At 39.0% G+C, this 22236-nt stretch carries 19 protein-coding genes; 10 read left to right on the forward strand and 9 right to left on the reverse strand.

Translation table 11 applies throughout. From position 1 onward, the window contains the following. Positions 1–228 (reverse strand): transposase (locus DPF90_RS07150; protein ID WP_162813996.1); only part of this gene is annotated, 228 nt, incomplete at its 3' end. Between the two features lie 772 nt (positions 229–1000). On the opposite strand from DPF90_RS07150, the gene DPF90_RS07155 reads away from it, so the two are divergent. Continuing rightward, the gene (locus DPF90_RS07155; RefSeq protein WP_114785651.1) at positions 1001–1771 is read left to right on the forward strand and encodes a class II aldolase/adducin family protein; all 771 of its coding nucleotides are present in this window, start codon (positions 1001–1003) and stop codon (positions 1769–1771) included. A 32-nt stretch (positions 1772–1803) separates the two neighbouring features. Then, positions 1804–2979: a mandelate racemase/muconate lactonizing enzyme family protein gene (locus tag DPF90_RS07160; RefSeq protein WP_114785652.1), complete on the forward strand. Its 1176-nt coding sequence runs from the start codon at positions 1804–1806 to the stop codon at positions 2977–2979. A 4-nt stretch (positions 2980–2983) separates the two neighbouring features. Here DPF90_RS07160 and DPF90_RS07165 read toward each other — a convergent pair whose 3' ends face one another. Then, positions 2984–3835 (reverse strand): amidohydrolase family protein, encoded by an 852-nt coding sequence (locus DPF90_RS07165; protein WP_114785653.1) that lies wholly within the window; start codon positions 3833–3835, stop codon positions 2984–2986. A gap of 8 nt (positions 3836–3843) precedes the next feature. Continuing rightward, positions 3844–4569 (reverse strand): SDR family NAD(P)-dependent oxidoreductase, encoded by a 726-nt coding sequence (locus tag DPF90_RS07170; RefSeq protein WP_114785654.1) that lies wholly within the window; start codon positions 4567–4569, stop codon positions 3844–3846. 628 nt (positions 4570–5197) lie between these two features. On the opposite strand from DPF90_RS07170, the gene DPF90_RS07175 reads away from it, so the two are divergent. The 3 genes from DPF90_RS07175 to DPF90_RS07185 all read left to right on the forward strand — a co-directional run bounded on the left by DPF90_RS07175 (position 5198) and on the right by DPF90_RS07185 (position 9061). After that, complete coding sequence (locus DPF90_RS07175; RefSeq protein WP_114785655.1) at positions 5198–6679, forward strand: FMN-binding glutamate synthase family protein; 1482 nt, start codon at positions 5198–5200, stop codon at positions 6677–6679. Between the two features lie 227 nt (positions 6680–6906). Beyond that, entirely contained in the window at positions 6907–8466 is a 1560-nt protein-coding gene (locus DPF90_RS07180) for an FAD-binding oxidoreductase (RefSeq protein ID WP_240314482.1), read from the forward strand. A gap of 1 nt (position 8467) precedes the next feature. Further along, positions 8468–9061, forward strand: coding sequence for a hypothetical protein (locus DPF90_RS07185; protein WP_114785656.1), 594 nt, complete (start codon positions 8468–8470; stop codon positions 9059–9061). Between the two features lie 56 nt (positions 9062–9117). On the opposite strand, the gene DPF90_RS07190 is transcribed toward DPF90_RS07185, so the two are convergent. Beyond that, on the reverse strand, positions 9118–10194 hold the full coding sequence (locus DPF90_RS07190) for a M23 family metallopeptidase (protein WP_114785657.1): 1077 nt from the start codon (positions 10192–10194) through the stop codon (positions 9118–9120). Positions 10195–10374: 180 nt separating this feature from the next. After that, positions 10375–12267, reverse strand: a complete 1893-nt coding sequence (locus DPF90_RS07195; protein WP_114785658.1) for a methyl-accepting chemotaxis protein — start codon at positions 12265–12267, stop codon at positions 10375–10377. Between the two features lie 288 nt (positions 12268–12555). Here DPF90_RS07195 and cobB point away from each other — a divergent pair, with 288 nt between their 5' ends. The 5 genes from cobB to DPF90_RS07220 all read left to right on the forward strand — a co-directional run bounded on the left by cobB (position 12556) and on the right by DPF90_RS07220 (position 17465). Continuing rightward, positions 12556–13278, forward strand: coding sequence for a Sir2 family NAD+-dependent deacetylase (gene cobB, locus DPF90_RS07200; protein WP_114785659.1), 723 nt, complete (start codon positions 12556–12558; stop codon positions 13276–13278). 582 nt (positions 13279–13860) lie between these two features. Further along, positions 13861–14907, forward strand: a complete 1047-nt coding sequence (locus DPF90_RS07205; RefSeq protein ID WP_240314483.1) for a TRAP transporter substrate-binding protein — start codon at positions 13861–13863, stop codon at positions 14905–14907. Positions 14908–14981: 74 nt separating this feature from the next. Continuing rightward, positions 14982–15413 (forward strand): TRAP transporter small permease, encoded by a 432-nt coding sequence (locus tag DPF90_RS20595; protein ID WP_114785660.1) that lies wholly within the window; start codon positions 14982–14984, stop codon positions 15411–15413. A 31-nt stretch (positions 15414–15444) separates the two neighbouring features. Continuing rightward, a complete protein-coding gene (locus DPF90_RS07215; RefSeq protein ID WP_114785661.1) occupies positions 15445–16722 on the forward strand; it encodes a TRAP transporter large permease in 1278 nt (425 codons plus the stop codon). Beyond that, on the forward strand, positions 16722–17465 hold the full coding sequence (locus DPF90_RS07220) for a M15 family metallopeptidase (protein ID WP_114785662.1): 744 nt from the start codon (positions 16722–16724) through the stop codon (positions 17463–17465). The genes DPF90_RS07215 and DPF90_RS07220 overlap by 1 nt, the downstream gene beginning before the upstream one ends. A gap of 349 nt (positions 17466–17814) precedes the next feature. On the opposite strand, the gene DPF90_RS07225 is transcribed toward DPF90_RS07220, so the two are convergent. The 4 genes from DPF90_RS07225 to potA form a co-directional block, all read right to left on the reverse strand. Continuing rightward, on the reverse strand, positions 17815–18852 hold the full coding sequence (locus DPF90_RS07225) for an extracellular solute-binding protein (protein WP_114785663.1): 1038 nt from the start codon (positions 18850–18852) through the stop codon (positions 17815–17817). A 290-nt stretch (positions 18853–19142) separates the two neighbouring features. Next, a complete protein-coding gene (gene potC, locus DPF90_RS07230; RefSeq protein ID WP_114785664.1) occupies positions 19143–19907 on the reverse strand; it encodes a spermidine/putrescine ABC transporter permease PotC in 765 nt (254 codons plus the stop codon). Beyond that, positions 19907–20767 (reverse strand): spermidine/putrescine ABC transporter permease PotB, encoded by an 861-nt coding sequence (potB, locus tag DPF90_RS07235; RefSeq protein ID WP_114785665.1) that lies wholly within the window; start codon positions 20765–20767, stop codon positions 19907–19909. The genes potC and potB overlap by 1 nt, the downstream gene beginning before the upstream one ends. Continuing rightward, positions 20748–21884: a spermidine/putrescine ABC transporter ATP-binding protein PotA gene (gene potA, locus DPF90_RS07240; RefSeq protein WP_114785666.1), complete on the reverse strand. Its 1137-nt coding sequence runs from the start codon at positions 21882–21884 to the stop codon at positions 20748–20750. The genes potB and potA overlap by 20 nt, the downstream gene beginning before the upstream one ends. Positions 21885–22236 lie beyond the last annotated feature (352 nt).

The following is a 22236-nucleotide window of genomic DNA, read 5'->3' on the forward strand; positions in this document are numbered from 1 at the left end:
AGCTTCTTCTAACTCTTGGATCTTCTTCTGTTCTGGCGTCAGAGCTTGAACCGTTGGCGTCTCTCCGCCACGCTCAATCTTTAGTTGATCGACCCAGCGTCGTAAAGCCGTATCACCGATGTCTAGAGAGCGTGCCGCCTCAGATATTGAGTAACCTTGATCAAGAACCAAGCTTGCGGCATCTACTTTGAATTCAGAAGAAAATGTACGTCGTTGTCGTTTTGTCATTGAACACCTCATTTACGGTGGAGACTTTACCACCTAATTTGATGTCCGGGATCATTAAACCACTACAGTAGGATATTTCAGCAATGTAAACTATTTCTTTATGGTGAAATTAATTTCGTATTTTTGTTTTTCTACTTTTCACGGCTAAATGAAAAATAGTTACATCAATAATCCTACCTGACGTTTTTGTAAATAATTAATTTTTGTTTTTCTTAACCAACGGTTGAATACTTTGACAAACTAAGGGCATTTTTAAAATAGAAAATTTCACAAAATAACTTTATGTCTAATAAATGCGACAACATATAGCGAGCCAATAGCTATATGCATAAATTGGTTTTACAAAATGTTTATTTTTCAATGCTTTATACATAAAACAACCTTTTGAAGTGTCTATGTTTTTCTTTACAGTATGGTCAATTAGAAGTGCTCTCCTATTTGCTAATATGTTACTTAATCGGTTTGCGCTAATGTTGATATTTAAGTTGTCAATAATTGCTTCTGTATTATAAATGTACTCATTTATCTCATGACTACTTGATAAACGGGTTTATTTTTATGCACGGGTAGTTTGCGTATGTATTTTTAAGCTATATCAATCCCCCTTCATATTCTGACATTATGGCTTTTTATTTGGTCAGTGTACTCGAGGCCTATGTAATGAAAATAGCAAAACATCTCATTTAGACATCCAACTCCGACTCTATTGTTGGTACCATGGTCCATTATATAGTTTACTATGTCATAAGTTTGTATAAGTTGGAGTATGAGTATGTACGACATACCTATTTTGAGCATTAAGGATAAGGTGTCAGATGTTGAGTGGCAGACAAGAGTAGAGCTTGCAGCAGCTTATCGTCTTTTCGTTATGCATGGTTGGGACGATCTCATCCATACACATATATCTGCTCGTATACCGGGAACAGAAGATTTACTGATTAATGCATTCGGTCTTTCGTTTGATGAGATCACCGCATCAAACTTAGTCAAAATTGATATTGAGGGCAAAATCGTAGATCCGCATACGCCTTTTAACATTAATCCGGCAGGCTTTACTATTCATAGCGCAGTCCATGAAGCGAGGCCTGACGACCAATGTGCCCTTCATGTTCATACAGATGCGACGGTTGCGATTGCCAGTTTAAAAGAAGGGCTCCTTCCATTAAGCCAGTACTCAATGTTCGCATTGGCTTCCATGAGTTATCATGATTACGAAGGACTAGCGGTCAACCATGAAGAAAAGCTGCGTTTACAGGATGATCTTGGAGATGCCAATTTTATGCTATTGCGCAATCATGGCGCGCTAACTATGGGTAAGACTATTGGCGATGCATTTATGCATATGTACGATCTGACAAGAGCCTGTGAAATCCAGTTGCAGATTCAAGCAACGGGCCAGAAGTATCACCTTGTCGACCAATCTATTGTTGATGGAATCAAAGCCCAAGCCAACGTAGTGCATTCTGGTTTAACCGGTGGTCAAAAGGCATGGCCTGCAATGATGAGAAAAGTAAAACAGCGTTACCCTGATTTTGATGTTTAGTTGTTTAATTATTTACAGTTGAGTTTGTTTCAATGAAAATCACCGAAATAGAAATTTTTGATATTCACTGCCCAAAAAGACCACCTTGGAATCCCGTATTTGTTCGTATTCATACTGATGAAGGGATTTCAGGTGTAGGGGAAGCTGGCCTTGCTTACGATTGGGGCCACAGTGCAGCTGCTGCCATGATCAAAGAAATCGCAGAAGCCGTGTTGATTGGCTTTGACCCTTTTAATACTGAGAAACTGTGGTCAAGGATGCTCAGAGAGAGCTTCTGGGGGTTAGGTGGTGGGCCTGTTTTGTATGCGGCCATGAGCGCGATTGACACGGCATTGTGGGACATCAAAGGTAAGGCACTTGGTTTACCTGTATATCAGCTTCTTGGCGGCAAAACCAACGACAAGCTACGCACTTATGCAAGCCAATTACAATTTGATTGGGATAAAGAATGTAAAAAGCTCATTCAACCTGCAGAGTACGCTGAAGCAGCGCTTAAAGCCGTAGCGGAAGGCTACGATGCGGTTAAAGTCGATCCTATTGTTTATGACCAAAATGGCGAATCATCCTTTGACCGGACTAAACTATTCACTCAGCCACAAATGCGCCTATTTGGTGACCGTTTGAGAGCGATAAGAGAAGCAGTAGGCCCAGACGTTGACATCATTTTTGAATCTCATTCATTGATGGGTGCGGCATCTGCGATTCAAATGGGAGAGGTTGTCGAAGAAGTCGGCTGCATGATGTACGAAGAGCCGGTCAATTACCTAAACTCTGCCATTCATAAGAAAGTATCTGAAAGAGTTAATGTTCCAATCGCTGGGGGAGAGCGCTTGTATCATCGTTGGGATGTGAGGCCATACTTTGAAGATCAAAGTATCGATGTGTTGCAACCTGATGTTGGACTATGTGGTGGCTTTACTGAAGCTAAGAAAGTTTGCGATTATGCGGATGTCTATGACATCAGAATACAAGCACATGTTTGTGGTGGGCCAGTTGCAACGGCTGCGTCGCTTCACTTGGAAACAGCAATCCCTAACTTTTTAATACATGAGCATCATACTTACGCGATTAAGGATTGGAATAGAGAACTTTGCATTCAAGATCCTCAGCCAAAAGATGGCTTTTTCCAAGCACCAGACACACCCGGAATTGGAATTGAACTAAATGATGAGGTAATCAAGCGATCACCTCATGTTTCGGTAAAATAACGGCTTAGAATTTATACCATTGGCAGGCATTATCATACATTAATGCCTGCATATTTTGCTTGGATATACCTAAAAAGCTTCCCCAATAAGATTCATAACTTTTTGAAAATAGGCATAAAGGGAAATTACTTGCCAACATCACTCTGTCATGGCCAAAAGCTTCTAAGCACTCAGCAATAACTTGAGTGATCCAATCCATACTATAATCTCTGCTTTTCATTTCCCAGCCTGAGCATTTCACCGCTACATTTGGATACTTCGCGATAGACTTAATGTTGTTCTGCCAGACTTTCCAGCTTGGTTCATGAGGTAATGGTGGAAAACCAGCGTGGTTGATTATGATTTTAAGGTGAGAAAAAGAGCTCATACGAGTTAACAAAGCATCGACAGATTCTGCATCACAGAATGGCATTTGCAAATCAAAGGATAAATCGTGATGTGCTAATTGCTCAAGATTTTTGATGACGGCGGGGTTATTGAGCAAGTTAAGCGCCTCTTCATCAAAGATATGCCTTACTCCAACGACTGAAGAGTACTGTTTTAGCTTGTTAACATCTTCCGTAAATAGCTCGGGGGAGCGAGTCAGATCAGCTGAAGCAACGGTTCTAAAAGGCAAGCTCTTATTTGATTCTAACCATTCAACTTCTCGCCAAAAATGTTGGTTATCATACCCAGCTTCAATATGTACATAGCCACTGAGTTCAAGTTCTTGGCTGACTTGCAGATCCTCTTGATTGAAGTTTTTAGCGATAAGAGGTTTATCAGACCAGAACGGCGGATTTGTCGGCTTGAGCCAGTGATAATCGCCTTTAGTAAGATCAAAAAAGTGTAGGTGAGGATCGATTAGTTTAAACATTGCTGAGTTTATCCTGTTGTGTAACCGCCGTCGATTACTGGAGTAGTACCTGTAATAAATGATGCGTTATCGCTTGCAAGAAATAATGCGTAGTGCGCAACCTCTTCAGGTTGTCCTAAACGTCCTAGCGGTTGAAGCATTGCTTCACTCTTGTGGACTTCGTCTATGTCACAACCAGAAGCATTACAGTAACGCTCGATCGCTTTGTGATATAAAGGTGTTTCAATGGTTCCAGGGCATAAAGCGTTTGCTCGAATATTGTATTTGGCGTAATCCAAAGCAGTGGTTTTGGCGAGGGAAGCCAGCGCGGCTTTACTCATGTTGTAAGCGAAAGAATTAGGTTTAGCCACGAGCGCTTGCTCTGATGCGATGATGATAATTGAGCCTGCTTGCTGTTTTTTCATAGTCGGTAAAGCGGCTTGTATAGCGGAATAAACCCCTTTGACGTTAATATCAAATACTCGCTGAAAATCCTGCTCTGATGTGTTTTCTATATTAGCGGAAAAGTGCACACCGGCACTTGTTATCAAGACATCAATGGAACCGTTTTGAGCAATATCATTGATGTGATTTTGTACAGTTTCATGATTGGTGATATCACAAGCGAGATGAATGCCTTTATCACTAGGGTTGATATCTAAATTATAAACTTTGTAGCCGTTATCAACAAAAAGAGTCGCGATAGCTCGTCCAATTCCTGAGCTGCCACCTGTGATCACACACGTTCTTTTCATCTGCATTTCTCCGTTTGAAAACCACGACTTGATCACATGGTTTTTAATTGTAATTTGTCAATATTTGTGAGTATGGGCCGATACAGGCGCAGGACGACAACGGAAATAGCGTTGTTAAATAACTCATCACTATTGATAATTCTATCATATCCCTTTGATAGTCCAATGATTAACTGAGCTAAAAGCGGGTGTTCCTAAACTTGTTTAACCAGAGTTTATCGATTGCACAAAAGTTACATTTAACCTTTATGAATAAATACTTATGTCAACGAGTAAAGTATCCTAATTTCAATAAATTGCAGTCAATTCTGAGTTAAGTTTATTAGAGCTTTGTTAATCATAGAAGCGATTAACAAAAATTTTACACCATTTCTAATGCGTGTCTCAGTAACCATTACCCTGGCTGACAAAGAGGAAAACATGAGACATCGTCGAACCTTATTGGGCTTTTCTGCTCCTGTTATCGTTATGTTCTTATATATGGAAGTTAAGTGTTCTTGAGGCTAAATAGCAGTCGCAAAGACTGAAGTTGAGTTGTTCTTTTTTGAGAACAGTTAAGTGGTAAATAGTCAGCTATAGTGTTCAAGAGACGAAGAAAATAAGTGTTTTACCAAAGTGGAGCGGCGCAATGGGTGAGTTATTTATTATAGGAATTGATCTGTTTTCAGGACTATTTACTCTCGTCGTTGGTGGCGGAGTGATCGCTATTATTTACATGTATATTGTAGATAAGCGCCAACATACCCACGCGATAAGACATAACTATCCGGTAATTGGTCGTTTTAGGTATTTGTTTGAAAAACAGGGCGAGTTTTTTAGGCAGTACTTTTTTGCTATGGACCGAGAAGAGATGCCTTTTAATCGAGCCGAGCGAAGCTGGGTTTATAAAGCCGCGAAAAATGTAGATCGAACAATCGCTTTTGGCTCAACACGTAATTTGGATACGACAGGCACAATTATGTTCATGAACTGTGCTTTTCCTACACTGGAAGAGGATGCGGTGTCTCCAGCCCCCATAACTATTGGTTCCAATTGTCGAAGCCCTTATGTCACATCTTCAATTTTTAATATCTCAGCAATGAGTTTCGGAGCACTCTCTAAACCTGCGGTTAGGGCTTTATCAAAAGGCGCTCAGATGGCGGGATGTTGGCTAAACACAGGTGAAGGGGGGCTAAGTTCTTACCATTTGGAAGGCGGATGTGACCTAGTATTCCAAATAGGGACAGCTAAGTATGGTGTTCGAGATAGTTTGGGTAATCTATCCGATGAAAAGCTAATTGAAATTGCGTCACATGACAGCGTTAAAATGTTTGAGATTAAGATGAGTCAAGGAGCAAAACCGGGGAAAGGGGGAATTTTGCCCGGTCGAAAAGTGACGGCTGAAATTGCAAAAATCAGAGGGATACCTGAGGGGCAAGATTCAATAAGCCCAAATGGCCACCCTGATGTTCGTAGTGTTAGTGATTTACTTGATATGATCAGTCGGGTTCGAAATGTGACGGGAAAGCCAGTTGGTTTTAAATCTGTATTGGGTTCACAAGCATGGATTTATGATTTGTTCAATGAGATCGATAAACGAGGTCATGATAGTGCTCCTGATTTTATTACTATCGATAGTGCTGATGGCGGCACAGGTGCTGCCCCTCAACCACTTATGGATTATGTTGGATTACCTCTAAAAGAAAGTTTACCTATTGTGGTCAGCATTCTTCATGAGTATGGACTGAGCTCTCGCGTAAAAGTCATCGCGTCTGGCAAACTTATCACACCCTCTAAAGTTGCTTGGGCGCTTGCATTGGGTGCTGATTTTGTTGTGTCAGCGCGAGGGCACATGCTTGCGCTGGGATGTATTCAAGCTTTGCAATGTAACAAAGACACTTGTCCGACAGGTATTACTACACATGATAAACGTCTTCAGCAGGGGCTTAATGTTGGGGATAAAATGACTCGCGTTGCTAACTATAACAAATATATCCATTATGGAATCGGGCTGATTGCACACTCATGTGGATTAATCAATGCGAGAGGCTTAAAGCGAGAGCATATAAGAATAGTAAAAGAAGATGGCTTATCCGTTGCTCTAGATGAACTCTACCGACATCATAAATAATTTTATTCTACCTTCCCATAATTATTTTATTTCGAGGTTTAAAAATAACCATATTAATAGCGCGCTAAATACATAAGCTTTATTTTGTTGAATATGTTCAGGTTTTAGATATGTGCGTTGTTTGTTATTGGCGTTGTGACATAATCCAACCCTAATTCTATTCTGCGTTACAAATTGCACAGTTTTAGGATGAATCAACGATATTCAAACAAATAAAGGAGTATGTTTTGTTTTGTGTTGAAGAGAAGGATTTCTGTGCACGAAATATTGAAGTCCATAGTGGTCTTGGTAAGCATTCACGCATGATTTGTGATGTTTTCAAGCCTGAAAACGACCAGCAACTTAAACAGTTTATTAAGCAAGCATTTATTAATAAACAACCATTTTATCCCATAAGTAAAGGAAATAATTGGGGATATGGGTACAACGCACCGGCGCAAGATGGGTGTGTTTTACTCGATCTTAGTAGGATGAATCGTATCCTAAGTTTTGATGAAGATCTTGGGGTCGTAGAAATTGAAGCTGGTGTCACACAGGGCCAATTATCTGAGTATCTTAAGCATACTAATTGGGTTTTAGACTGCACAGGAGCAGGGCCTGATACCAGTATCGTTGGTAATGTATTAGAGCGAGGTTTCGGTCATGGACCTGTGGGTAATCGCAGTCGGCATTTTACTATCAGCGAACTTATCTTGTCGAGTGGTGAGGTTTTAGAACTCAGCCGCAGTGTACGTTACAACGGTAGAGCTGGTCTATCAGCTAACCTACATGAACTTTTTACGCAAAACAATCTAGCTGTAGTCAGTAAGATGAAGTTTGAATTAATGCTAAAACCTGAAGCAAGCTTACGCTGCTTAGTTCGTTTGACGTCTTCGAAAGATTTACCTAAATACATCGAGATAATGCGTCAGCTCAAAGCGGAAGGGAGTATAGACGGCTTACCTCATTTAGGGAATCATTATCGTATGTTGACAATGATGGAACGTTTTAATTTTGATAAATGGAATCCATCTAAAGGCATTAGTGAAGACGACATTGATCCACTTTGTAAAAAGCATGGTATCACCCCTTGGTCCGGAGCCTTTCTTATTGCTGGCACAAAAAGTGTCGCGAAGGAAAAAGCCAAACGAGTAAAAAAATTATTAAAACCTATTGCGCGGGTCAACATTATTAGTTTCGATACACTTCGACACGTTAATTCTTTAGCGAATATAGCGGGAAGACTATTGGGGAATATTTCTTTCTACCAACGTTTATCAAATAGCCTTAATGACTTTACACAAATGATGGATATGTTTGAAGGAAATCCTAAAGATCTTGCCCTGAAAGGTTGTTATTGGCGATATACCGGAAAGATTCCAAAATCTATGGATCCAGTCCGTGATGGCGCTGGTTTTTTCTGGATTGCACCATCTATCCCTATGGTTGGTGAAGAAGTTGAAAAATGTATGCGCCTGTCAAAGCAAGCCTTTGATAAAGCTGGTTTTGAATTTGGTGTCACCATCACTGCTGTAAGCGCTCATATGTGCCAAGCAATAATCAGCATTTATTATGACGCGACTAATCCAAACGAAATAGAAAGGGCGACTGAGCTAAGACAAAAATTGAACGATCTCTATCGACGTTATCAATGGCCTTGTTACCGTCGAGCGGTCGATGAAATGCCTTTTAATAGTGATCAGGAGCTGGAACTTGATGCTTTAATTCTTCGCAATAAAATTAAAGTCGCTTTAGACCCTTATAATATTGTTGCACCAGGACGTTACCAAATGGGCGAGGCCATATAAGATGAATAAAAAACTCAAATCCATTAAAACGGATTCAGAATATGGCGAGTTTGCACTGAATTACAAAGCAATATCTGGAAATACAATCACTATTGAAGAGCTTCGTCGGCGAACACATGTTGAGGCGCTTTATGACCAAGATGGCAAAATGTGGGCAGGATATACTGTCAATTGTGAACACCCATTAGTCTATATTTCAGACCTTCCGCAAGAAATGGAGCAACATACTCTGTCTCATTCTGCCAATGAGGTGGTGGAAGGTGGAAGTATCTGGGTGAAAAATGAGTTATCTGATTTTGATCGAGGTTACATATTTCTAATTGCTAGCTGGAAAGCATATACAACCAGAAAGCGTTACTACATGGCCGGGGCTCGAAATTCGAAGATAGCCAAACGGCAAAAGTTTGTTTTTCCCAACGTATTGTTTGAAGGAAAGACAGATAAATTTGACTATTTGTGCGTTCTGTATTGTAGAAGAGAATATATATTTGTTCAGATAGTGCTTATTTTGTTGAGGTACTGGGCAATTCAACCAATAAAGCGACGAATAAATGGGGTGAAAGATATCGCGATGAGTGTCGCCTCTAAGTTTTAGTGTCACAAGTCGTATCAGAATCTCCCAATACTGAACGGGAGATTCTGCACATATACTTACAGAGGGTTATCAATTCGCGACCAGAAACAACGTTTATTATTGCTTCGTTTGTCAGTCATCCATGTATAACGACAATTGTTGTCATAGCTATATCTTCCTACGTCAACCTGGTAAGGGCCAAGAGATAAATTTTGTAGTGACTGAAAGCGGCCATTGAATAGGACCGAGAAATGCAGGTGTGGCCCTGTCGATGAGCCCCCCTGACAAAGGGCAATATTCTTTTGGCTTGCGTATGTACCTATTCTGTCATTCTTGTTAACCCAAGCTCCGTGTTGGATATCGATATCATCCATATGATAGTAATTGGTCGCCCATCCATCAGGGTGTGTCACTCTTAGCTGGCACCTTGAAAATATTGACACATAACCTTCATGGGCAGCTGTAACACTGTAAGTCTGTCCTCCCCAACGTGGCCAATCATAAGAAACATCAATAGATGACAGTGGAAATCCTGAACCAGTATGTGAATGGGGTCCGTTAGGGACCCAATTATAACCTGCTCTCCATGGCCATTGCATCTCAGGTTGGGCTGATTTTTTCCTACTCTGGTCAGAGCTAGGTTCACCAAACCACTCTTTATAAAAACTGACCCATTGTGGCCATAAAGCGCTAGATTTGAGCGAAGATGAAAGCGCAAAGTTTATTGCTTGATCATTAGATAAACTTTGATTGATGGACTGATAAAAAAACTGTGAAAGGTAATTTGTTATCTGTTTAATATCAAGCTTATATCGTGATAGCTCAGGATCACTTGGATTAGACTTAGGGTTCCAACCTGAAGTCATTGCTAGGGTGGTTAAGACAACTCTTGGGTCTATACCCATAGCACCGCTCCAATGTAGCAGATCTTCCTCAAGAAGATGCCACTCATTGTATTCTGCAAAGTACATTTGCATATTGAAAGGGTGCTCAAGCGGTCTAAAAACGAAGTTATTTTCAGAGATAAAGGTTTGGTTATTGAGTGACCCTACCTTTACTTTATCAATGTTTCCTATATCAATAGGGGGCATAAGCGAATGCGCAACGCTATTTGCACTCCAAAATAGGGCGAGTGTGAGTAGTATCGTTTTCATTGGTCTCTCCAGTCAACTGTATTGGGCAAGTCCTTACGACCACCTTCTATGCTGACAGCAGATTTACACCACAGAACTGTTTCTACTGTTGTCTACTTTGTTCGTACGACCTGCAATTATACCGCAATAGGTGCGGTGCCTAATTATCTAACGAAAGTAATATATCTTTATCGATTAGCGCTAGTATTTAAACTGTGCAACAATCTTTTCGAGTTTATGGCTAACACTAGACACTTGTTCACTACAGTGTACTGACCCCGACACAATATGGTGGGTATCACTGGCAAGATGCGCTATCTCGGTAATATTGCGGTCAATTTCAGCTGATACCATAGATTGCTGCTCTGAAGCTGTCGCAATTTGGGTGTTCATATCTGACATAGTATTGATACGAATAACCATGTCTTCTATGACCTTAACAACATCACTAGCCGTTTCTTTTGTATGGCATGCTAAATCTATACTTGATGACATTTTTGTCGCTGTATCTTGTATACCTGACGCTAATTCTTGGATGGTTGATTCTATTTGATGAGTTGAATTGTTTGTCATTAGAGAAAGCTGCCTAACCTCATCGGCCACCACAGAAAACCCTCGACCATATTCGCCTGCGCGCGCGGCCTCTATTGCCGCATTTAGTGCAAGAAGATTTGTTTGTTCAGCAATGTTTTGAATGGCGGTAATGACTTGATTAATCTCTTTACTTTGCTCTGCTAGGTTTACTATTAAAGCCTGTGATTCTGAAATACTTGACGATAATGATTGCATACTTTTACTGGTAACAAGCGTAATTTCCAATGCTCCTTGTGCATCTTGCTTGATAGTTTCTGCACTATTTGCTGCACACTCTATGTTGGCAGTGATTTCATTGCTTGTCATGACTAATTCATTAACGGCAGTAGCAACAGACTCAGATTGAATTTTTTGTTGTTCAGCGTTGTTCATACTCTTAACAGCGCTCATTTTTGAATTTTCAGAGCTTTCTCCCAAGATGCTCATAACTTTAGCCACATCTTGAATATTTCCGTGCAACTTAGAAATAAATATATCAAAAGAATTAGCCAATTGAGCGAGTTCATCATTCCCTTTGGCATTCATCCGTACGGTGAGATCGCCATTTCCATTGGCGATTTCTTTCATTAAGATATTAATGGCATTAATGCGACTGAGAATACTACGTCCGATAAAGAACAGCAGTATAGATAGTATCGCTACAATAGCGCTGCCAAACACTAAAAGCTGAGTCCGTATTTGTTCAGATTTTAATTTAATTGCGTGACTTATTTCTGTTTGAAGTGACTTAATACCATTTTCAGCATTATGTACATTTTTTCGCAGTTGCGCTTTCAAACCTTCGCTTGCGGAGTGACCTAGTTCTTTAGAAGCTGAAACTAATGCCTCTACATCTTGTTTATACTGATCGAACTCTGGTTTCAATGACGAGGGAACATGTTCGCTCTTGGCAAATTTAGATACTGCTTTCAGCAGGTTATTACTACTCTCTACAGTAGAGTCAGCGAGGTATCGATAATCTTTCTCTATCAGCTCCAGAAGCTCAACTTCTAAATGAAAGCTGTCATAACTTGATGCCGCACTTTTTAATTTTTTCCTCGAATTCTCTAAGCGTCCTCTATGGTTGTCCGAAGTTTCTATACCCTCAATACTGTTCACTTTATCCACGAGTAAGTGAAACTGTTGTTGATATCTATCTAAGGTTTCAATGATATTTGTGGTTTGCTTCTCTAGATGAAGGTTATGTAACTTCAATAAGCTATTTAGGTCAATTAGCCTTTGGGAGAGTATATTAAATACGTCATCGAATCGTTTAGGGTACTTGTTCTCTTTTCTCGCTAGGAAGTCTTTTTCATGACGTCGTAACGTTAACAAATCTACAGAAGCTTGTAAGTTTTCTGTTGCTGCATGTTCTAGAGACTCAAAGCTTGAAAAACTCGCGTGTTCATAAAATGCATATAAGCCAACACAGGTTAACAAGGTGAGATTAATTAGAAGTAACTTGCCGCGAATTGATATTGCAAAAGAAAATGGCTTCTTATTCGACCTAGACTGTTCCATTCGATCTCTCCGTAGCTTCTGACATTTAATTTTGTGCAACTATTTTTATATTTAATGTGAACACTAAAGGAATAGCATCAAATGAGAACATTGCAAGTTATGCTCGAAAGACGATTCGAGCTAAGTAAAAGTGAATTGAGAAACGCATAAATGGTACCAGTCTCTTGGTGTAGGTTCACAGAAATGCAACCTAAATAAGGGATTTAGACTATGGTCTAAGTCCTCTGTATTATGAAGTGAAAGCTTAAGTGATAAGCTAAAGAATAGTTAAACACAGAGGATCTCCGGATGAATTTTCCCTATACAAATATCGTGATACTAACCGGGGCTGGAATCTCAGCAGAATCTGGGATTCAAACTTTCAGAGCTCAGGATGGCTTGTGGGAAGATCATCGCATTGAGGATGTTGCAACGCCTGAAGGATTTGAGCGCGATCCAGAATTGGTGCAGAAGTTTTATAACCAAAGGCGTGCAAAGCTACAAGAAGATTGGATTAAACCTAACCCCGCTCACCTGGCTCTTGGGCGTTTAGAAAAAGAGTTAAAGGGCAGAGTAACAATCATCACGCAAAATATTGACAATCTTCACGAAAGAGCAGGAAATAAAAACATCATCCATATGCATGGTGAACTCTTAAAAGCAAGATGCAGTGGGTCGAATCAGACAGTTGAGAAAAAAGGGGACATTCATACTGGTGATTTATGTCATTGTTGTCAATTTCCAGTTCAGCTCCGCCCACATATCGTTTGGTTTGGAGAAATGCCATTGAGAATGGCCGAGATATATGAGTCTCTAGAAAATGCAGATTTATTCATATCAATAGGTACTTCAGGGGTGGTTTATCCAGCGGCTGGTTTTGTTCATGAAGCAAGGGCAAACGGAGCCTATACGATGGAATTAAATCTAGAGCCAAGCGCTGTTGAAAGTGAGTTTGAAGAAAAACGTTATGGTAAGGCGAGTATAGAGGTACCAAGACTGGTAGATGAACTACTTAAAACTTTTGATCTTTAATGAGTATAATCAGCACAATTTACATATTGTAAGTAACTCAATGTATAGTATATTGTAAACACTAATTCGCCTTATTATTCTCACCGCTAAACCAGTCACTTAAGTATGTAATTGTCATTGTGTGCCTTGTTTTTGTACCTATATTAAGTTGTTGGTTTATATCTAATTAGGTGATCAAAGCCTCTATAATACACACCTTGATTGATATCACTCAATCCTGCTATTACAGATTTCAGTCTTTATACTTATTTGGTAAGAAGATAGCTAAAATCAGATAAATATAGAAAGACAAAGTTAAACCTCGAACCTATAAAAGCAATAGGCTGTGGCCAGTCCAAGTTGAAATATATTAGGAATTGATTGAAAGTAATAGGATAAATAAATATTTATTAAGGTAAGAAAATATATATGAAAAATATAAATTATATCTCACATTTAACGCTAAACTATAATCTAATAAAAAGTAATTAATACTAAAAACATGTCAATACAATATTAAATTTACATTAAATTAATGTTAAGGTTAATGGATGTCTATTGTTAAATTAAAAATAGGAAGTTATATTAATGCTTTGGTTATGAATGGAGTTAAAACTAATAGATATGGCATTGATTAATATATTTCCTAAAATAAAAATTTTTAAACTATCCATTTTTTATTTTATTGTAACATTTGGTATATCGAATTTGGTCCAAGCGCAGTCTATAAACTTAAGCTATAATGGAGTTGCAAATGCCGATAAAAACGCAGTACATTTATTTGCATCTAATCTAAAAGCCATTGTTGAGAAAAACTCGAATGGAAAAATAGAAATAAATCTTTATCCGAATAGCATCTTGGGTAAAGAGCAAGAACGTATGGAGCAGGTAATTAACTCGCCTGGTCTTAATATAGCCTCTTTTGGAGGCATTTCCCCAATTTTCCCAGAGATATTTGTTAGTTCTATCCCATTTTTATTTACCGATTTCGAGAAGGCACGTAAGTTCTTTGATGAAGGATATTACTGGAAAAAAGCACGAACTGAATTTTACCAGAGAAATAACGCACATATTCTCGCTGTTGTGGAAGAAGGGGGATTTCTTGCATTTACAAACAATGAGCGTGAAATACGTACACCAGCTGATTTTAAAGGCCTTAAGTTTAGAGCAATGGACAAAAGCCAAGTGGCGTTATACAAATCGTTTGGAGCGTCAGGCACGCCAATCCCATGGACTGATGTTTATATGGCCCTTAAAATGGGTGTTGCTGATGGTCAAATGAATCCACCCATGTATATTATCATGAGTAGTTTAAATGAAGTTCAGCATTACCTGACGTTAGCAAATATTCAGTATTCAGATCAGTTCTTGGTCGCAAACGACACTTTGATGAAGAATCTCACCGAAAAACAACGTGAGATCCTAATCGCTGCGGTCAAAGAGGCTAACGCGCTAAATAGAAAGTCGATTCAGTCTCAAGTGGAAAGTAGAATTGATTACCTATCCAAAAATGGCATGCAGGTTTACCAGCCAACAGAAGAAGAAATCGAGCAATTTAGAAATGCCTCAAAAGAGTCTTATATTAACTGGCTAGAAACCCAAGGCATAGATAAAAGCTGGATAGATCTAGCATTAAAAGATGTAAATTAATACATTAATACTAATTATCTGGGTGCTGTCGCCGCTTTGGCGCCATTAGTCTTACAGTATATAAGCTAATTTAAATGTTTGTACATATTAAGAAAATATTATTGAATTTAACTATATTGTGTTTGTTTTTTAATATAGTGATATTGATCGTGGGTGTTTTTTCAAGACATGTGTTTAATTCTTCACCAATTTGGGTTGATGAAGCAATGAGGTATATTTTAATTGGGTCCGTCATGTTGATGTCAGGAGTCCTTATTAATACCAACGAACATATGAGAATTAGTATCTTAGATAAATTTACCAAAAGTAATCTTTCGTTTACTATAAGTTTATATCGTCATTTAATGACAATATTTGTTTCGATATTCATAATGTATTCTAGCTTCCGTTATGCAACATCTATTACAAGTTTTAATACTATTGGTTTGGGGGTGAGTAAATCAATACCTTTATACTTATTACCAATTGGATTCTTTTTATCACTATGTTTTCTCTTGTTGAATTAGTGAGTTTTATCAATAAGAAGGAATTTATTTGATGATTGTTTCTGTATTATTGGTATTATTATTTAACCTGTTTTTAGGTGTGCCGATTTTTATTTCATTATTGGTTTCCTCTATTTTGTTTTTCTTTTTTTTAGACACTGAAATCGCATTTAGAATTATTCCACAACAGTTTTTTAGTGGTATTGATAGTTTTTCACTCATGGCGATACCCTTGTTTATTCTTGCTGGTAACTTACTTAATGAAAGCGGCTTAACGCCAAAGCTGATGAGCCTCTCTAAGGTGCTTGTCGGACACTTGAAAGGTGGTACTGGATACGTCAACATTATTTCAAGTATATTCTTCTCTGGTGTAAACGGGTCAGCGGTAGCGGATACATCGGTACTGGGTACATTGTTAGTACCCGCGATGAAAAAAGAGGGCTATTCGGTCGGCTTTGCAGCTAGTTTGACGGCAGGTAGTTCGCTAATCGGCCCCATAATTCCACCAAGCATTTTTATGATTATCTATGCATCACTAACTAATACGCCCGTTGGAGATCTATTTTTGGCTGGTATTACACCTGGATTAACACTTGGGGTAATTCTGTTTATTGCGAACTGGCGATACGCGGAAATAAATGAACTAAAGTCCTTTCGGTGCAAGCCAAGCTTAAAACATGTTTTCACTGCTATTGTACAAGCTTTTCCTGCTTTGATAGCACCGATATTGATAGTCCTAAGTATTATTTCCGGCTTTGTCACACCGGCAGAGTCTGGTTCTATTATCGTTTTATATACGCTGATTATTGGTCTGGTATTACGCACATTGAAGTGGTCAAGCATTCTAAAAGCTTTCATTGATACGGCAAAACTTACCACGGCTATTTTTGTGGTTATCGCATCGTCGTCAGTACTGACATGGCTATTAGGCTTCGCCCAAGTGCCAGCAGCCTTTACGAGCTTGTTTATTCCGTTTTTTGAGAGCCCGACTATTATTCTATTTGTATTGAGTGGTATTACATTCTTTGTCGGCATGCTGATGGAAGAGGTTTCAGCGCTTATTCTGTTGACACCAGTATTTATTCCGATAGCTACGTATGCAGGCATTGACCCTATACATCTAGGAATTGTCGTCACTATGAACATCACCATTGCCCTGATTACACCGCCTATGGGTGCATGCCTATATGTAGCCAGTGCGGTAAGTAAGATTGATTTGGAAATAATGTTTAGAGAAATTATACCATTTATCTTTTATGCACTATTAATTTTGTTGCTTGTGATTTTAGTGCCAGACTTTGTTTTATTTATCCCAAAGGAGCTTAACTAATGCAGGAAAGAATAATCGATGTTGTGAAAATCCCACCAGTAGACATGCCTATTTGGAACAATATAGAGCAAATCACAATTGATGAATGTGGAGAACGTCTACTCCCTTTATCACTCTCAGATGAAATTGTTTGTTACCCTGCTTACTATAAAATGGGTGTTAAGTACGCAGTACAAGAGTGCTTTGTTCGTGAAAGTGTATTCTATAAGTTATTGGAGGTAGCGCGTAGCTTACCAAATGGTATTCGATTAGTGGTATTGGATGGTTGGCGACCGATACATGTCCAAGAATATCTGTATGAAACGTTGATTACCCAACTTAAAAGGGCACCGATTCATGCGGATAAAAATATATCTGAACTCAGCTTAATCGCCAGGACATTAGTTTCTCCACCAAGTAATAATTCAAAATGTCCGAGCCCTCACCAAACTGGTGGTTCTGTCGACGTAACCCTATGTGATGGAGATGGTCGTCTGTTAGATATGGGTACTCAGTTTGATGAAAACAGTTTGCTTTCATGGTCAAGTGCGCTAGAAGATACTCCGGAAACAACGCAAGCGCAAAATCGACGTCTACTGTACAATGCAATGATCGAAGCTGGGTTCACAAACTTACCAAGCGAATGGTGGCACTATGATTATGGTAATCAGATGTGGGCTAATTATATGGGGTGCAAAAAAGCAATATTTGGCGCGACGAAACCCTTAACCATTGAGCATTTATGGAACTTTCAAGAAGACTAGAGAGCATTTTGCTGTGATAGTACCAGGTAGGTTTCTTATAGTTAACTCCTAAAATTGATTTTCTCTGTTAAAGCGATGAAACGACTGATACAGAAAATATGCAACAACAGTCTTAACGAAAAGCTAGACTTATAATTAAATGCATCCGTTCTACATCAATAAAATTTGTTTTTAATTCACATCACTCTTTTTAGAGGAAGAATAAATGAGTCTCTCATAATAAAAATATGCACACTATTAAAAATAGTGTGCATATCGTCAACTTAAGATCTGTTAATAAATATACTAATCTTATTTTATTAAATTAATAAATAATTTACCACTTTAATTAACAATCTCAGAAATGCTATTAGTTGCTTACTTTTAACTTTTGGAAGTACTCGTCATAAATTACACTTGCTTCGCCGACATCATCTGTCCAAGTACCACTTTCCATAGCGGCTTTTGGTGGATAAATATTTGGATCATTCGCAAATTTCTTCGGCAATAATTTATTCGCAGCAGCCACTGGTGTTGGGTAACCAATCTCTAGCGCAATTTTTGCTGCATTTTCTGGGCGAATAAGGAAGTTTATCATCTTATGTGCAGCTTCAATATTTTTAGCGCCTGATGGGATAGATAGGCTATCCATCCATAAAACAGGCCCATTTTCTGGCCAAATAATATCAATAGGTGCGCCTTCTTGGCGTGCCATATATGCAGAACCATTCCAAAGCATACCTAGAGACACTTCTCCTGCTAGGTATGGGTTTGCAGGAAAGTCTGAGTTAAATACCAATACGTTTGGCATGAGCTTTTTCAACTCCTGATAAGCTGCTTTAATTTCATCAGGGTTGGTAGAGTTTGGTGAGTAGCCTAGCTTAGCTAATGCCATATGGAATACTTCTCTAGAGTCATCCATGAGCATCAGTTGGCCTTCCCATTTGCTGTCCCACAAATCATCCCATTTCGTAATAGAAGATTTGTCGAGCATGTCTGAATTGATGGCAATACCTGTCGCGCCCCAAATATAAGGGATAGAGTAACTGTTGTCTGGGTCGAAAGGTTTATTTAAAAAGTTGCTATCAAGACCAACATAGTTGGAAAGCTTCTTATGATCGATTTTCTGCAACATGCCTTCTTTACGCATTTTGGAAACAAAATAGGTAGAAGGAACGACTAGATCATAGCCAGAGCCTTGGGTCTTGAGTTTGGCATACATGCTTTCATTTGACTCATAAGTTGAGTAGATGACTTTGATGCCTGTTTCTTTGGTAAAGTCCGTTAATACTTCGCTAGGAATGTACTCTGACCAATTGTAAAAGTAGAGCTCTTGATCCGCAGCCATTGCTGGAGATGCGATTAAAGACGCGGCGCATAAAGCGCTAGAGAAAAATTTATTTTTCATTGTTATAAGTTTTGCCTTTGAGTAATTTGCCAATGAGGCGTTTATAAAAATTAAGCCTAATTATGAGTTGATTGTACAATCATCTCGGCCAAGGATTATATCAATCAAATCACTGAATAGGCATAAAATGAATCTAAATTATGAGAAATGACAGTGATTTTTTATGCATCAGTATAAATATGAAAGTTTGCGTTTAGTTTTTATCCATATAGTACAATCTATGCCATTTATTGGATTTGATTTATATGTTCATATAACCACCAAGTAGCTATAACTACTTGGTAGTTTGACTATTTTTGCCTTGCCAAGCATTGAGAAATAGCAACTAATGTTAGAGATATTATCAACATGATTGTTGCTAAAGCATTGACTTCTGGCGAGATCCCGACTTTTACCATGGAGTATATCTTCAATGGTAAAATCTCATATGTTGGACCTGTTACGAATGAGCTAACGATAACGTCGTCTAACGAAAGGGTGAAACTGAGTAGCCATCCCCCAGCGACAGCGGGTTTGGCGAGGGGCAACAAGATTTGCTTGAGAATAATCCATTCATTTGCCCCGAGGTCTTTTGCCGCCTCGAGCATTTTAACGTCAAACCCATTTAATCGACTGTAAACAGTGATCACGACAAAAGGTAAACAGAACGTGATATGTGAAACTAATAAGGTTAGGAAGCCTAATTGAGCGCCTAAAAGTAAAAATAGCGCTAATAAGGATATCGCCATCACAATGTCGGGTGACATCATTACCACGAATAGCAATCCATTAACCAAAGGTTTTCCTTTGAACGAATAACGAAATAGTGCCACTGCAGTAAGGCTACCAATAATAGTGGCTGCGGTTGCTGAAAAAACCGCAACATTAAGTGAATGCCAAGCGGCTTGTACTAGGCTGTCGTTGTTTACCAGTGCATGATACCATTTGGTTGTAAAGCCTCCCCATTTGATACCGAATTTACTTGCATTAAATGAGTTTATTATCAAAACAATGATCGGTAGATAGAGAAAGGCGTAAACTAAGCTGAGGAAGCCAAATTTGATACGTTTCTCCATTAGTCTAACTCCACTCTTTTATTCAATAGTTTACCGGCCCGATAGTAGGCATAAAGCATTATCGCCATCACTAAAGTAAGTGAAATACTTGTTGCGGCACCAAACGGCCAGTCTCTTGCGTTAAGTATTTGGCTTTTGATGACATTACCTATTAAGAGGTTTTTTGCGCCTCCGAGTAAGTCAGAAATATAAAACATTCCTAATGCTGGAAGAAGAACTAGTAGACATCCACCAATAATACCTGGCATGGTAAGAGGTAGAATGACTTTGGTAAAAGTATGAAATTTATTGGCACCAAGATCTCTTGCTGCTTCTATGAATGTCCTGTCTAATTTTTCAATGGTGGAATAGAGAGGCAGAATCATAAAGGGAAGCAGGATATAGATAAGTCCAATCATGACGGCTGCTTCCGTATACATAATACGTAGCGGTTTATCGATAATGTCGAGAGCCAGTAAAGACTTGTTCACAATTCCTTGTGTACCAATGACGATCTTCAACCCATAAGTACGAATTAAGGAATTGGTCCAAAAAGGAACAATGACTAAGAATACCATTATGGGACGTATTTTGACTGGCATTGATGCCATTATGTAGGCAAATGGATAGCCAATAACTAGACATAATAAGGTTGCAACAGACGCCATATAAAATGAATGCCAGATTACTTTGGAGTAAAGAGGGTCGAGCAGGCGCGTGTAGTTGCTATATGTTATCGTCAGATCAATGAGATTTGATTCATCGCGAGTGAGGAAACTCGTGCCTATGATCATGATGTTGGGGACCATTACAAACAGAGTAAGCCACCCAACCACAAGAAAGATAATGGCACTTTGTAAGTTAAGTTTCTTGCTTATCATCTAGGACGACCTCCCAGCTATCAACCCATGTGACCGACACTTTTTGCCCTATAGAATGATCGACATCTGGATCGTCCTCATTGAAAAACTCACTGACCATCACACGCATTCCAGATGTTAGCTGAACGATTGAGTCTAAAGTCATACCTTTATAGGTACGTTCCAAAATATGGCCGACAATGCCTTTTTGTTCTGACTCACTTATTTCTTCAAGACGTAGATCTTCCGGACGCAAAAGAACTTTGAGTTCATCTCCCTTTTGAGCGGTATCTTTATCGTAATAAACAATTGACTCGACACCTTCTATTGAGGCCAATACACGTTTTTCGTCTAATCGCTCGATCATGCTTGCTTCGAAAACATTTATTTCACCAATAAACCGAGCAACAAAGAGGTTTTTAGGTTCTTCATAAATCTCTTTTGGTGAACCGTCTTGCTCAATGACACCATCACGTAACACTATGATACGATCTGACATCGATAACGCTTCTTCTTGATCATGAGTGACAAAAATAAATGTAATACCTAGCTGGCGTTGAAGTTGTTTTAACTCCACCTGCATTTGCTTACGCAATTTATAATCTAGGGCAGACAATGACTCATCTAGCAGCAGAACTTTAGGTTTATTAACTACTGCTCGGGCTATTGCGATACGCTGCTGTTGCCCTCCCGACAGTTGATGGGGTTTACGTTGTGCAAGGTTTTCCAAACGCACCATTTTTAATGCTTCTAGCACTCTAGAGTGTATGCCCGAGCTAGGCACTTTTTGCATTTTCAGCCCAAATGCTACATTTTCGTATACTGTCATGTGAGGAAATAGGGCATAACTTTGGAAAACAGTATTGACGTGTCTTTTCTCTGCAGGAATTTGAGTGACATCAAGCTGGTCGATGATAACCTTTCCCTCATCTGCATCTTCGAAGCCTGCAATCATTCTGAGGACGGTTGTTTTCCCGCAGCCCGACGGCCCTAATATAGTAAGAAATTCGCCATGGTTTACATCAAGGTCAAGGTTTTTGATAATTTGTTTACCATCAAAACTTTTACTGACCCCGCATAATTCGATAACGGGCTTTGTTTCAAGCTGTTTATTGTTCAACGTCTGTTTTTCTCCCAGTGGTCAACAGAAATTAGCCAGTAGTTACAAAAGTTAGAGGGGCGCATAATAATAAGCCAGAGTATGAAATCAAAGTGTTTTCTCATATTTAACCCCTAAAATTATGTAGGTGTAACTAGGGTAAGTAAGCCATACTTTGATAATGAAGATCTGCTGTTTCGTTGATGATACATACTTAAGATATTGTTGTTACTTATTATTTTTGGCTAATTATCAATCATTTGGTCTTTAAATCAAGGCAGATAAAGAAAATTAGGCTGTGGGCAAAGTGAGGTTTCGGTATAATGCTATAAACTCTTAATCCAACTGCACTTGTTAGTAAACTTACATCAGCAGGCGTGGGCTCGGCACC

It is taken from the genome of Vibrio tetraodonis (assembly GCF_003350295.1).
In the GTDB taxonomy this organism is placed as follows: Bacteria; Pseudomonadota; Gammaproteobacteria; order Enterobacterales; family Vibrionaceae; genus Vibrio; species Vibrio tetraodonis.